The sequence below is a fragment of the Neolewinella aquimaris genome (assembly GCF_014197245.1).
GTDB lineage: Bacteria > Bacteroidota > Bacteroidia > Chitinophagales > Saprospiraceae > Neolewinella > Neolewinella aquimaris.
Genome location: NZ_JACIFF010000001.1, coordinates 417851 through 431505, shown reverse-complemented (window position 1 = coordinate 431505; position 13655 = coordinate 417851). Strand labels below are relative to the sequence as shown.

Here is a 13655-nt window from a genome sequence, read left to right as displayed (position 1 = left end):
TGATGTTTAGACCGATCAACCTACTGCTGACCGCGCTGCTGCTCTTCACTGCATGCAGCGACGAAGAAACTTTCATGACCTTACCCGGCAATGATCCAGATCGAACCGCCACTCCCGACACGACGGTTTCCTACCTCGCCCTGGGCGACAGCTACACCATCGGCACCAGCGTAAGTGCAAGCGAGCGGTGGCCCGCTCAACTGGCCGATCAACTGCTGAGCCGGGAACGCATCAAGGTCGAACCACTGGAGATCGTAGCCCGCAACGGCTGGCGAACCGACAACCTCGCAAACGCCCTCAGTGCCGGTAAGCCAGGTAGTGACTTTGATCTGGTTTCCCTGCTCATCGGCGTAAACGATCAGTACCAGGGCTTTTCGGTGGAGACGTACGTTCCGCAATTTGAACGCCTGCTGCAGTGGTCCATCGGGTACGCCGGCGGCGACACATTGGGTGTCTTTGTAGTGTCTATTCCCGATTACGCCTACACGCCCTTCGGCGGCGGCCGGGAAGAGGTAAGCAGGGATATCGATGCGTTTAACGAGGCGGCCAGCGCAATTTGTAGCCGCTACGGTATTCCGTTTTACGACATCACGCCCATTTCACGGGACGGCCTCACGGATCCGGACCTCGTGGCCAGCGATGGATTGCACCCCAGCGGGCAACAGTATAATCGCTGGGTAAGTGAGGTACTGCTAGCCAAGGTCGCGGGACAGATCCGCCACCGCGACTGAAGAACCCTCGGTGCGGCCGGGATAAATCCGCAGGGCCTCTTCCAGACAATCCATTGCCGACTCGAGGTCATCTACGTTGAGCACGTACGCAATACGGCATTCGGCGTTTCCCAAACCGGGTGTAGCATAAAAGCCAGGTCCGGGGCTTAGCATTACCGTGGACCCCTTGTATTCAAACTCTTCGAGCAACCACCGGCAAAAGTCCTCGCTGTCCGATATCGGGAAGCGGGCAAAAAGGTAAAAAGCACCTCCGGGTTGGGTGGCGAACACTCCCGGCATCCCCTGAAGCCGACGGTAGACGACATCCCGGCGGTTGCCGTAATCTTCCTTGACCCCGGCCAGGTAGGGACCGTCGTCTTCGAGCATGAGTTCGCTGAGGCGTTGGCCGAGTCCGGGGGGACTCAGTCGGAGTTTAGCGTAGCGATCTACGGATTCGCGCACACTGAGGTTGCGGCAGACCAGTGCGCCCACCCGTGCACCCGTAGCGCTGTATCGTTTGGAGACCGAATCGATTACGATGGCGTGGTCTTCCAGTCCCGGCAGTTGCAGAATCGATTGCAGGGGGGCATCGTAGGAGAACTCCCGGTACACCTCGTCGACGCAGAGAAACAGGTCGTGATCCTTGACGATCTCGGACATGCGTTCCAGCTCGTCGCGGGTATAGCACGCCCCCGTCGGGTTATTGGGATTGGTGATCACGATCGCCTTGGTGCGCTCCGTAATTTTTCCCGCAAATTTATCGGCTGACGGAAGGGCAAAGCCATCTTCAATGTGGCACGTAATGGGCACCACGCGCACGTCGGCGATGTGGGCGTAGCCGTTGTAATTCGCGTAGAAAGGTTCCGGCACGATGATCTCGTCTCCCGGATCGAGGCAGGCCAGCATAAAGAACAGGATGGCTTCGGAGCCACCGGTAGTGACCATGATCTCGTCGGCTCCGAGATCCACGTCAAAGCGGGCGTAATAATTGCGCAGTGCTTCCCGGTAGGAATCGATTCCATTACTCGGACTGTAATCGAGAATTTCCCACGGCAGGCGACGAAATTTTTCCACCGCGGCGGGGGGAGTCTTGATGTCGGGTTGCCCGATATTCAGGTGGTATATGTGCTTACCGTTCGCCCGGGCACGGTCCGCAAGCGGAATAAGTTTGCGGAAGGGGGAAAGCGGGACAGTCTGGGACCGATTTGATACCTCGGGCATTGGCTTGTAGGTTTTGTGCGGGCGGCGGAGCGCGGGAGCGGGCCGGACGGGTTAAGTGCAAAGCCGACCACAAAGTTAGCCCGCAGCGAACGGTTACGGAGCGGGCTGATAGAAATATTCCCCATCGTACCCGTCGTACAATCCGCCCAGCAGCGGATTGGAGTTTTTGTGGAGGAGCCGGAGGAAACGGTCCAGGCTGGTTACCCCTTCGCCGTTCACCGAAGTTATGACGAACCCGGCTTCCATGTTCGTGGATTCCGCCGGACTGTGCCGGAAGATCGATATGACCCGCACCCCGCCTTCTGGATACTGCCGCAATTCCGTTGGCGTGAGGCCCCTTACTTCGAATCCGAGTTGGTGCAGTAGGTCATCGGAGCGCTCCCCGACCAGCTGTCCGGGCCGGTTGCTCTTGTCGCGGAGCAGAATACTCAGGTTCAGTGATGCGCCCCGCCGGATGTAGGTTACGCGTATGCGTTGTCCCGGGCGGTACCGGCTCAGTTGTTCCTGCATTTCGGGGCTGGAGTTGATTTCCACGCCGTTGATGGCGGTCATGACGTCGCCCACCTGTAGTCCGCCGCGGGCGGCCGGGCCGTCGGGAGTGAGGTTAGTGATGAGGGCGCCCCGGGCGGAAGGCAGGCGCAGTTGCTTTGCCTGGGCGTCGTTGATGCCCTGGATCCAGACACCGAGTACGGCCCGCTTCACCTCCCCGTAGTCGCGGAGGTCCCGAATTACGCGATCGGCCAGGTTACCGGGAATGGCGAAGGCGAATCCCTCGTGACGGCCGCTGTTGGTGATGATCGCCGTATTGATGCCGATCAGTTCGCCCGCGGTATTCACGAGGGCGCCGCCGCTGTTGCCCGGATTGACGGCCGCGTCGGTCTGAATAAAGCTCTCTATGCGGTCGTCCGGTTCCAGTACATCGATGCTCCGACCCTTAGCCGATACGATGCCGGCGGTAACGGTACTGTTCAGGCTGAAGGGGTTGCCGACGGCCAGCACCCACTCACCCACCCGCAGGCTGTCGCTGTTGCCGAACATCAGGTTAGGCAAACCGTCGGCTTCGATTTTGAGGAGTGCCAGATCGGTACTCTCGTCGACGCCGACTACCTCGGCATCGAATTCCCGCCGGTCCTCCAGGGTTATGCGGATGCGCCGGGCGCCTTCGATCACGTGATTGTTGGTAGCAATGTAACCGTCGGGGGAGACGATGACGGCCGATCCGGTGGTGGTACGCTCCCCCTGAAGATCACCGAGCAGGTCGCGCTTTAGGTACGACCGAACGAATACAACTGCTGGAGTCACCCGCTCCGCAGCACTGATAAAGCTGGTTGGAGAACTGCTCGCGAAGGTGCGCAACCGTAGATCGTCGAGCTGGGTGCTGACTGCCTGGTCCTCGACGGAGGGTACATCCCGCAAGGACGAGGCAACGAAAACCCCGAACATAGCGGATAAAAAACAGGCGCTGATCAGTACGGCGAGCGAACGTGTCGTCATAGTCGATCACAACGCCTTGGCCAACCCATTTGTTACCCCCGATCACGGAGAGATGGTTGGATATTATCTTTACGCGGTGATTAACAAACCACCCCCACCAACGGACCAAACTCCGGTCGGCAACATTTTCGGCTGGCGCGTATCGCTGATCGGACTCGTGCTTATTGTCGCCCTTGCCGCACTGGCCGCTTACCGTCACTATTCGCTCTCGGTACCGGTTGGTTTTGATGACCCCCTGGAGCAGGAGGGAAGCAAGGAGTATCACCAGGAAAAGGCCGCTCGCGAACGGGCCGCGCAGGACTCCATTCGCAGCAAGCGTCAGCAATAATGGAAATCAACTTCCGCAAATACCAGGGTGCCGGCAATGATTTTATTCTACTAGACGATCGTGGGGGTACCCTCGTGGACAAGCTGGACCGCCCCACCATCGCGCGGCTCTGCGACCGGCACTTCGGCATTGGCGCCGACGGCCTGATGCTCCTCCGACAAGCGGATGCGGAATACGATTTTGAGATGGTGTACTTCAATGCCGATGGCGGACGCAGCACCATGTGCGGCAACGGCGGACGGTGCATCGTGCGCTTTGCCGCCGATCTGGGTATCGATCGCGAAGTCTACAAGTTTTTAGCCGTCGACGGGCCCCACGAAGCTACGGTCACGCCTGCGGGTGAGGTGTCCCTGGAAATGAACGATGTAACGGAAATTCGTGAACTGGACGGTGACCTCGTGCTGGACACCGGTTCGCCCCACTATCTGAAGTTCGTTGACGATCTGGATGATGTCGATGTTGTCACCAACGGCAGAACCATCCGGCAGTCCCCTCTCTTCCGCGAAGCGGGCATCAACGTCAACTTCGTTCGGGAGACCCCCGAGGGACTGGAGCTGGCCACCTACGAACGGGGCGTAGAGAACGAAACGCTCGCCTGCGGAACCGGTGTCACTGCGGCCGTGGTCGGTCACCTCCACCGGCGGGGCGGCACAACCGACGGCCCGTTTCGCATCAAGGTGCGCGCGAAGGGTGGAAACCTTTCCGTTACCGGGGAGCGATACGGGACACAGTACCGTCACCTTAGACTCATCGGTCCGGCGGAGCTGGTATTCGAAGGAACCTTTACCATTTAGCATGCTCGACCAAGTATACGTCAACGGCAAATTTACGGCGATGCGGGACGCCACCCTGCACGTCTCCGACCTCAGTATATTACGGGGGTATGCCGCGTTTGACTATTTCCGCTACAGCAACGGCACGCCCAGGTTCCTTGAGGACCACCTTGCCCGGTTTCGCCGGAGCGCGGCAGGACTCCATCTTGACTTGCCCCAAACGGATGAGGAGCTAAGGAACATCATCGGTGAACTGATCGAACGGAACGGCGGAGGCGATGGCGGAATGCGACTCATTCTTACCGGTGGCTACGCCGATGACGGATATACGCCCCGTGAAACCAACCTGCTTGCCCTACCGAATGCACACAAGCCACCGCCGGATACGGCCTACCTGACCGGCTGCTTGGTGATGATGCACCGATACGAACGACAGCTGCCGGAAGTCAAATCGATCGACTACATCGAGGGCATCCGCATCAAGCCGCTGCTCAGGGCGATGGGGGCGGACTATCCTGTGTACGTCGATCGCGCGGGGAACGTCCGCGAGAGCGACCGCTCCAATGTGATGATCGTGCAGGAAGGCACCCTGGTAGCTCCGGTCGACGATATTCTACTAGGCATTACCCGCAAGCACCTGATCCTACTGGCAGAGCGCCTCGGAATACCCTGTGAACAGCGCCGGGTGAGTGAGGAGGAATTCAGGAACGCAGACGAGGCCATCATTTGTAGTACCATCAAGGGGCCCATGCCCATCGGCACCATCGACCGGACCAAAAAACCGGTGGGGCCGGTGACCCTAACATTGATGGAGGCCTGGGAGTCCTACGCATGACACAACAAAGCCCCGACCGTAGGACACGATCGAGGCTTCACTAAGTGAGTTGGAAAGAAAATTATACTTCCTTGTCGATGTTGCCGGTTGCGGCGTCGTTCTCGCCTTCGTTGGCGGCTTCGAGTGCGTCTCCGGCAGCTTCGGCTGCCTCGGCCTCGGCGGCAGCCTCTCCGGCGACCTGGGCGGCTGCTTCGGGATTGGTCTCGGCACGGGCAGCATCCAGCTCAGCGGTAGCTGAAGGCTCGGCCTGCGGCTCTTCGGTAGCGGTTTCCGTCTCAGCGACGGGCTCCGGTTCCGGCTCGGGTGGCGGGGGAGGTGTACCGGATACGGCGGCACGGAATTCCGCTTCCTTCTTTTCCTGGGCGGCGCGACGTTCGGCGGTAGAGCCTTCCTTCGTATCGATCCACTCTTCGAATTTCTTGTCGGCTTCTTCCTGGCTCAGGGCTCCCTTGGCTACACCCCGCATGAGGTGCTTGCGGTAGAGTACTCCCTTGAAGCGGAGGATGGCACGGACCGTATCGGTGGGCTGGGCGCCCTTCATCAGCCATTCGTAGGCGGAGGTGCGGTCGAGCTCGATGGTGGCCGGTACGGTCATGGGATTGTACGTACCGATCTTCTCGATGAACTTACCGTCGCGGGGTGCGCGGGCGTCCGCAATGACGATGTGGTAAAAAGGGCGTTTGCGGCGACCCTTACGCTGGAGGCGAATTTTAACTGGCATGGTGACAACTTGTCGTTTGTTATTGAAGACCGACCTACTCCCGCAAGGGGGCAGCCGGTTTTGCCGGGGCGCAAAGGTAACTAAAAAGGTAAAGATAAACAGCCGATGCCCGCCACATTTTATTCGTTGCCTAATTTGAACGATACGTAGTAGGGATGTCCGGCCAAAATCCCTGGTTGGGCAGTACCTTGCTGGTGAACTCTACTCGAATTATGCCAAGCCTCTTACTTACTGATTATGCCCTCTTTTTCGGGCGGTTCCACCCGCTAATCGTTCACTTGCCCATCGGGTTTCTGTTGCTGGCCGTCCTGCTGGAGTTGTGGCCGGGCGACCGGGTACGGCCAGCCATCCGGGTCGCCTGGGTACTCGGGGCTGCATCCGCCGTAGGAGCCGCTACCGCCGGCTGGTTACTCGCATCGGGGGGAGGCTACGGCGGACCTACCCTGTTCTGGCACCGCTGGGCGGGAGTGGCCGTGGCCGTACTGGCCGTGGGGGGATGCTACGTACAGAACCGCGGTGGAATAACGGCCAAGGTGTACGGCCTGATGACCGCCGGAGCACTCACTCTCGCCGGCCATCAGGGCGGCAACCTGACCCACGGGGAGGAATACCTGTTTCAATATGCACCGCCCGTAGTACAAAAACTTGCCGGACACGTGCCGGATACCGCGGTGTTGCAGGACTGGTCGGCGGTAAATATCGATAGCATTAACGTGTACCGGACCTTTCTGCGACCGGTGATCGGCGACAAGTGCGTACGCTGCCACAATGCAGACAAACAGAACGGTGGCCTACGGATGGATTCCGCCCACTTACTTTATGCCGGAGGCGATTCCGGTCCGTTGTTTGTTCCCGGAAAAGCAATGGACAGCCGGTGGGTGAACCGGGTCACGCTTCCCTCCTCGAACGTAAAGGCCATGCCCCCCCAGGGCGAACGCATGACCTTCACCGAAGTAAAGTTACTGGAGTACTGGATCAACCACGGTGCCGATACCCTGAGTACCCTGGTGGTAAGCGATATCCCCGACGACCTGAAGGCCCTGCTTTTGCGCGATTATGCACTGGACCTGCGGCCCCGCCAGTATGTAGAAACGGTGCAGGGAAGCGCGATCGACGAACAGACGCGGGAAGGACTGCGATCGCTGAACTGGCTGATTTCCGATCTGGTGCCCGGCGGACCCGCCCTGGAGGCCAAACCGCAGCCGGGCAAAACCGTGGATGCCAAAGCGCTCCGCGAACTCTCCGCCGCCGCCGGCAAACAAGTTGCCTACCTCTACCTGGACGGACAGGCGCTAAGCGACGATGACCTGGCGATCGTAGCCGACTTCCCCAACCTGAACCGGCTAAGACTCACCGGAACGGGCGTGGGAGAGCAGACGCTCGACGGTCTGAAACGCCTCGAACACCTCGAGTCGCTGAACCTATACGGTACGGAAGTGGGAGATTTTACCTTCGAATACCTATCTTCCTACCCCGCCCTACGCAGGGTGTACCTCTGGCAAACGGCCGTCACTCCGGGAGCGGCAGCGGCCTTTGCCGAGAAGCACCCCCAGATTGCCGTCGATACGGGATATAGCATCACTCCTTCCAACCTCACGAAATAACCCAGGCTTTGAATAACCGACGATCATTTTTGCAAAAATCCGCCGTGCTGGGACTGGGAGCGATGGGCCCCATCCTCCCCGCCGCAACCCACATATCAGGAGCGGCCGACGTAGTGGGCCACGGCGATTTTACATACCGGGCCGACCAAAAATGGGGCCAACTCGATCCCCGTCGTCACGCCGTACAGCACTGCCACGAGATGGTGATGGACAGCCGCGGCCGCCTGGTGTGTTCGTCGGTCTCCCTCGGGCACGACGTACTGGTGTATAATAAGGACGGAAAACTCCTCGATGCCTGGAAACACGACCTGCCCGAACCCCACGGCCTGACGCGCGCGGGCGAGGGCAAGGACCAGACCCTCTGGATCACGGATACGAAGACCGGCGCGGTTGTCAACCTCGACCTCGACGGCCGCATTCTGCGGGAGCTGGATCGCCCCCCCAAAGACATACTCAAGGGCAAGCCCTATAAGCCCACGGAGACCACCGTGACTACGGATGGCGATATCTATGTGGCCGACGGCTACGGTAGCAACCTGATCTTTAGGTACGACGATAAGGGCAGGCTGCGGGATTCGTTCGGCGGAAGCGAGCACTTCAACTGCTGTCACGGCATCGTGGTGGATTACCGGACCGAGCAGCCTACCCTGCTCATCACCAGCCGGGCGGCCAATGAGTTTCAGCGGTGGACGCTCGACGGGAAGCACCTCACCACTTACCAGCTGCCGGGGCTTTCCATTTGCCGGCCGGTTATCAACGGCGATCAAACCTACTTCGCCGTGATCGTGACCCGGAGCTGGTACGACTACGACGGGATGGTCGCGGTACTCGATGCCGATATGCAGGTAGTGTCGCTGCCGGGCGGTAGCGCCCCGATCAACCAGCGGGACTTCAATGCCATCGAGTACGATAACCGTACCTTCCTGAACCCCCACGACGTATGCCTGGACGGGGACGAAAATCTTTACGTGCCCCAGTGGTTTAGCGGTCGGACCTATCCGATCCGGCTGAAGCGCGTGTGAAACGGCATATTTATCGTACAGATTACCTAAAACGCTGGGAAACATCCCGGAGGGTGGTATGTTAGCGCCATAAACACAGTAAACTACCGAACTATGAAGTTCTTCATCGATACCGCAAATCTAGACGACATCCGCGAAGCCGAATCCCTCGGCATTCTCGACGGCGTGACTACCAATCCTAGCCTGATGGCCAAGGAGAGCATCAGCGGCAACGAAAACGTCCGCGATCACTACAAGAAGATATGTGAGATCACCGACGGTGACGTAAGTGCCGAAGTGATCAGCACCGACCTCGAAGGAATGAAGCGTGAGGCCGGTGAGCTGGTCAAGATCGCCGATAACATCGTGGTCAAGATCCCCATGATCCGTGAGGGCGTAAAGGCCCTGGCCTGGTGCCGCGACAACGGCATCCGGACCAACTGTACGCTGGTATTCAGCGCGGGACAAGCGATCCTGGCAGCTAAGGCCGGTGCTACCTACGTGAGTCCCTTCATCGGTCGCATCGACGACATCGGTTGGGAGGGCATGTCGCTCATCTCCGACATCGCCGAGATCTACGCCATTCAGGGTTTCGAGACTGAGATCCTGGCCGCATCCATTCGCAACGGAAAGCACATCGTGGAGGCCGCCAAGGCCGGTGCCGACGTCGTGACCTGCCCCCTGAGCAGCTTCGATAGCCTGTTCAAGCACCCCCTGACGGACATCGGACTCGAGAAGTTCCTCGCCGATCACAAAAAAGCGTTGAGCGTAGTTTCTTAGCCCCTAGGTCACCCGGAACCTTAGCTATTCGTTCCGGGTGACCTTCTTTACTTTTAGTCATTAAATTACCGACTCTCAAATTCGCTCATGAGTAAGCCCCGCGTAATAAAGAATTACGATAAGCTCGACGATGAACTTCTCGAGCAGATCAAACTGAACTATCCCAACGGGTTCGAGCGCAACCTGATCCGCTTCACCGACGTGAACGGTAAAATCGCTAGTGCCCTTCCCTTCGAAACCGCTGAGAAGTACTACCTGATCCGGATGACCAAGTCCGAAGCGCAGCTCATCATCGAAGACGATGACGACTACGACGATGAAGGCATCCTGACCGACGAGGCCCGCGAAGAGTACGGTGATAAGTACGACGACGAGATCGAGGAAGCGGACATCGACCTGGATGAGCTCAGCGACGAGGACGTCGCCGACGATGACGACTAGCGGCGACACCGAACGTTTCTACCTTACCGTCTCCGGATCCCCCCATCCCCTAAGCGCCAATTCGCGTCTGCTGGCTAGTCTGGCTCACCTGACCGAGCACGCTCTGGTGTCCGCCGGCAACATCGCCGACCTTCCCGTCTTTCAGCCCGATCGCGACCGGTCCCCGTGGCCGGCGACCGTGACCGAATGGCGCGACAAGTGGCGGCAGGCAAGTAGCGTGATCCTGTGCACCCCCGCCTATCTCCACACTATTCCCGCCGTACTGAAGAACGCCCTCGAGTGGCTCACTTCCTCGGGCGAAGCAGCGGGTAAGCCGGTGCTCTTACTCACCTTTACGCCGGCCCCACCCCGGGGAGAACGAGCGATGCGGACCTTGCAATGGACGTTGCAGGCACTGGATGCCCGAATCGTCGCTACGATGCCGCTCTACCAAAATGAGGTAGGTTTCACCGACGGTGGCGATATTGCGGACAGTGCCGAGCGGGAAGTCCTCACCGAAGCCCTTAATCTGCTGGGGTAACCACTACATTTTATCGTCGTGAACCACCGATTGATCGTCAGCCTGTTCTTCCTGACCTACTTCATCGTAGGCTACCTGATCGTGGACGACTACGGCATCACCTACGACGAGGCGGTACAGCGGCGGCATGGCCACGTAACCGTCGAGTACGTGGCCGATCGGTTCGGTATCGACCACCCACCGCTGGCTACCGAGGGCAAGTCTTTTTCTCAGTACGGAATGATCTATCAGATCGTTGCTACCCTGGCGGAGATCGAACTCGGAGCAATCGAAGATCCCTACCGCTACTACCGCATCCGGCACGTGATGAATTACCTGCTGTTCGGGATTGCGCTCATGTTCTTTTACCGAACGCTCCGCCTGCGGTGGCCGACGCGCCGGTGGTTTCCCCTCATCGGCACGGTCGTACTTCTTTTGAGCCCGCGCATCTTTGCTCATGCCTTCTTCAATCCAAAAGATCACATTCTGCTGGTCTTCTACCTGATTGCTACCTATACCCTGCTCAATTTTTTGCGCAAGCGTACCAATCGTGCCCTGGCCTTCCACGTCCTTGCCTCCGCCCTCGCGCTTAATACCCGACTGCCCGCCATGATCATTCTTGCGGCCACGGTACTTATTCTGGTCTGGGAACAGCTCTTCGAGAAGCCCAATGGGTACCGCAGACTTGTGCAGGCGGCCGTGTACCTTCCGGCGACTTTGCTCCTCATGCTCCCCTTCTTCCCCTACCTGTGGGTCGATACGGGCAGCCGATTGACCGGTGCGATCACCAAAATGTCAGACTACAGTTGGGATAGCTCCGTGCTCCTGTTCGGTGATTACATCCACGCTATGCAGCTGCCCGCCTATTACATTCCTGCCTGGATCGCGATTACGACGCCAATCGTTTACCTGGCATTCATGTTTGTGGGGATATGGAAAAGTAGTCGGGAAAGTATTTCCGGCGTTTTTCGCGGGAGGCTGTGGAGGGACTTCAGCGGGCAAATGGATTTTGTGCAGCTGGGGCTGTCGATCGGGCCAATCCTGGTCGTGATCATTCTTAATTCAACGCTATACAACGGGTGGCGCCACCTGCACTTCGTTTATCCCGGTCTGGTGTACCTGCTCATGGTCGGTTACGACACAGTGGCTACCCGGTACCGGAAGTGGGCAATGCCTATTCTGGCGGCGGGGATCGTCGTTACGGCGATCAATATGGTGAGGATGCACCCGCAGCAGCAGGTGTACTTCAACGCGCTGATCAGTGGAGATCCCATTCTGAGGCGGTTCGATATGGATTACTGGGGAGCCGGATACCGGGAGGCCCTGGTCAAGCTCGCCGACCAAATTCCGGAGGGAGAGACGCGACGCGTAAAGTGCCAAAACTGGCCCTGCATCGACAATATTCGGGCGCTTCCCCCCGCCGCCCGGGCCAAGATCATCAACGAACCCCAGTGGCACCTGGCCGATTACGTAGCCACAAATTTCCTCTATCCCGAAGAGCGAGAACAGATCGGGAAGCGGGAAGTCCATTTCGCGCATCCCGTAGTGGAAATTGCCCCCCGCAGAGACATCAGCATCGGCATCTACAAGATCAACCATGAGTAAACGTATCGGGCTACTGTCCGACACCCATTCTTACCTCGATCCGGCGGTGTTCGACTACTTCGGGGACTGCGATGAGGTGTGGCACGCCGGCGACGTGGGAGACGCTTCCGTACTGGACGAACTGGAAGCCTTCAAACCGCTGCGGGGGGTGTACGGGAACATCGACGACACCTCCGTGCGAAGTCGCCTCCCCCTCAACAATTCTTTCGTTATCGAGAACTTACCGGTACTCATCACCCACATTGGCGGGTATCCGGGGCGGTATACCGCGCGGGTGCGGAAATTGATCGAAGAGGAGAAGCCGAAACTTTACATCTGTGGCCACAGCCACATCCTGAAGGTAATGATGGACAAGCAGCGGGGCGTACTTCACATGAATCCCGGGGCCTGCGGGCGCCACGGTTTTCACCGCATGAGAACCCTGCTACGGTTTGCCGTAACGGACGATCGGGTAGAAGACCTCGAGGTCATCGAACTCGGGCTACGGGGAAAGATCGATTAATCGACCATGGTTTCCGGCAGTTCGAGGCCCATCGCCTTGGCGCGGTCGCGCCAGCGTTCGCGGGCGAGCCGTTGCATGTCCTGGGTGCTGTCCATTTCGTCCATGATCTCCAGCCCAAGTAAGGTTTCCATGGCGTCTTCCATCGTGACCAGTCCTTCCATCCCGCCAAATTCATCGACGACCATGGCGATGGGCTCCCTCCGCTCCAGCATCATGTCGATCAACTTGTGCAGGGAAGTGTCCTGGCTGACTGCGAGGATGTCCCGGGCAAGCACTTTCACGGGCTCCTCCTCCCGTTTTTGGATGATGGCCTTGTACACCATATCCTTCAAGATGTAGCCAAGTACCTGGTCCCGGGTTTCTCCAAATATCGGGTAACGGCTGAAGGGGCTGTTGTCAAACTTTTTATAGAATTCTCCGATGGTGAGCGTCGCCCAGGCCCCTACGACCACCGTGCGGGGCGTCATTACGTCGTGTACGGTAAGTGACTCGAAATTGAGCAGGTTGCGCAGGATGCGCCCTTCTTCCTCCTTCAGCTGCCCGCCTTCCGTCTGGGCTTCGGCCATCATCGCAAATTCTACGCGCGTGAGAGCCGTAGAATGGGCATCCCCTCCGCCCATCAATCGGTTGATGGCATTGGAAATCTGGACCATGCCCAGCAGCTTGAAGATCTTGACGAGAATATTCAGCGATTTGACCGTGAACGGCGCCAACTGTTTCCAGTAAGTCGCCCCGAGGTTCTTGGGAATGATTTCGGAAAAGATGAGAATAGCGAGGGTCATTACCACACTGACGATCACCTCGTAGGATATCTCGTAGCCGATAAACGGAAGGACGAACCCACCTTCGCCGAATGCCGCCCCCGTACTGGCCCCGACGAGGATCGCCCCGACGGTGTGCGCAATGGTGTTGAGCGATAAAATGGCCGTCAGTGGCTCGTTAAGCTCCTGCTTAAAGCGTTGCAGCAGCATGCCGGTGGTGCCTCCCTCCTTTACTTTGACCTGCACGTAGCTGGGAGTGATCGACAGGAGCACCGCCTCGAAGATCGAGCACAGGAAGCTGAAGGCAATGGAGAAGAGGGCGAATAATAATAAGGGGACCATGTAAGCGGACTAGTTACCGACAGTAGAAGGCGAGGTCG

15 protein-coding genes are annotated in these 13655 nt (G+C 58.6%); 11 read left to right on the top strand and 4 right to left on the bottom strand.

Annotated elements, in window-relative coordinates:
* Positions 1–2 precede the first annotated feature (2 nt).
* Positions 3–731, top strand: coding sequence for an SGNH/GDSL hydrolase family protein (locus GGR28_RS01780; protein WP_221233772.1), 729 nt, complete (start codon positions 3–5; stop codon positions 729–731).
* On the opposite strand, the gene GGR28_RS01775 is transcribed toward GGR28_RS01780, so the two are convergent.
* Positions 693–1931, bottom strand: coding sequence for a pyridoxal phosphate-dependent aminotransferase (locus tag GGR28_RS01775; RefSeq protein WP_183493995.1), 1239 nt, complete (start codon positions 1929–1931; stop codon positions 693–695). The genes GGR28_RS01780 and GGR28_RS01775 overlap by 39 nt on opposite strands.
* Before the next feature lie 93 nt (positions 1932–2024).
* Positions 2025–3425: a trypsin-like peptidase domain-containing protein gene (locus GGR28_RS01770; RefSeq protein WP_183493994.1), complete on the bottom strand. Its 1401-nt coding sequence runs from the start codon at positions 3423–3425 to the stop codon at positions 2025–2027.
* A gap of 76 nt (positions 3426–3501) precedes the next feature.
* Here GGR28_RS01770 and GGR28_RS01765 point away from each other — a divergent pair, with 76 nt between their 5' ends.
* The 3 genes from GGR28_RS01765 to GGR28_RS01755 are packed head-to-tail and all read left to right on the top strand — an operon-like array spanning position 3502 to position 5361.
* Complete coding sequence (locus tag GGR28_RS01765) at positions 3502–3753, top strand: hypothetical protein (RefSeq protein WP_183493993.1); 252 nt, start codon at positions 3502–3504, stop codon at positions 3751–3753.
* A complete protein-coding gene (gene dapF, locus GGR28_RS01760) occupies positions 3753–4547 on the top strand; it encodes a diaminopimelate epimerase (RefSeq protein ID WP_183493992.1) in 795 nt (264 codons plus the stop codon). The genes GGR28_RS01765 and dapF overlap by 1 nt, the downstream gene beginning before the upstream one ends.
* A gap of 1 nt (position 4548) precedes the next feature.
* Positions 4549–5361, top strand: coding sequence for an aminotransferase class IV (locus tag GGR28_RS01755; protein WP_183493991.1), 813 nt, complete (start codon positions 4549–4551; stop codon positions 5359–5361).
* A gap of 61 nt (positions 5362–5422) precedes the next feature.
* Here GGR28_RS01755 and rpsP read toward each other — a convergent pair whose 3' ends face one another.
* The gene (rpsP, locus tag GGR28_RS19415; RefSeq protein WP_183493990.1) at positions 5423–6082 is read right to left on the bottom strand and encodes a 30S ribosomal protein S16; all 660 of its coding nucleotides are present in this window, start codon (positions 6080–6082) and stop codon (positions 5423–5425) included.
* A 212-nt stretch (positions 6083–6294) separates the two neighbouring features.
* Here rpsP and GGR28_RS01745 point away from each other — a divergent pair, with 212 nt between their 5' ends.
* The 7 genes from GGR28_RS01745 to GGR28_RS01715 all read left to right on the top strand — a co-directional run bounded on the left by GGR28_RS01745 (position 6295) and on the right by GGR28_RS01715 (position 12514).
* Positions 6295–7686 carry a c-type cytochrome domain-containing protein gene (locus GGR28_RS01745; RefSeq protein ID WP_183493989.1) on the top strand — a complete coding sequence of 464 codons (1392 nt, stop codon included), beginning with the start codon at positions 6295–6297 and terminating at the stop codon, positions 7684–7686.
* A gap of 29 nt (positions 7687–7715) precedes the next feature.
* Positions 7716–8708, top strand: a complete 993-nt coding sequence (locus tag GGR28_RS01740) for an NHL repeat-containing protein (protein WP_221233771.1) — start codon at positions 7716–7718, stop codon at positions 8706–8708.
* A 93-nt stretch (positions 8709–8801) separates the two neighbouring features.
* On the top strand, positions 8802–9467 hold the full coding sequence (fsa, locus tag GGR28_RS01735; RefSeq protein WP_183493988.1) for a fructose-6-phosphate aldolase: 666 nt from the start codon (positions 8802–8804) through the stop codon (positions 9465–9467).
* Positions 9468–9554: 87 nt separating this feature from the next.
* Positions 9555–9908 (top strand): hypothetical protein, encoded by a 354-nt coding sequence (locus GGR28_RS01730; RefSeq protein ID WP_183493987.1) that lies wholly within the window; start codon positions 9555–9557, stop codon positions 9906–9908.
* The gene (locus GGR28_RS01725) at positions 9898–10428 is read left to right on the top strand and encodes an NADPH-dependent FMN reductase (RefSeq protein WP_183493986.1); all 531 of its coding nucleotides are present in this window, start codon (positions 9898–9900) and stop codon (positions 10426–10428) included. The genes GGR28_RS01730 and GGR28_RS01725 overlap by 11 nt, the downstream gene beginning before the upstream one ends.
* An 18-nt stretch (positions 10429–10446) precedes the next feature.
* Positions 10447–12012: a glycosyltransferase family 39 protein gene (locus GGR28_RS01720; protein WP_183493985.1), complete on the top strand. Its 1566-nt coding sequence runs from the start codon at positions 10447–10449 to the stop codon at positions 12010–12012.
* Positions 12005–12514 (top strand): metallophosphoesterase family protein, encoded by a 510-nt coding sequence (locus GGR28_RS01715; protein ID WP_183493984.1) that lies wholly within the window; start codon positions 12005–12007, stop codon positions 12512–12514. Before GGR28_RS01720 ends, GGR28_RS01715 begins: the two co-directional genes overlap by 8 nt.
* On the opposite strand, the gene GGR28_RS01710 is transcribed toward GGR28_RS01715, so the two are convergent.
* Entirely contained in the window at positions 12511–13617 is a 1107-nt protein-coding gene (locus GGR28_RS01710; RefSeq protein ID WP_183493983.1) for a hemolysin family protein, read from the bottom strand. The genes GGR28_RS01715 and GGR28_RS01710 overlap by 4 nt on opposite strands.
* Positions 13618–13655 lie beyond the last annotated feature (38 nt).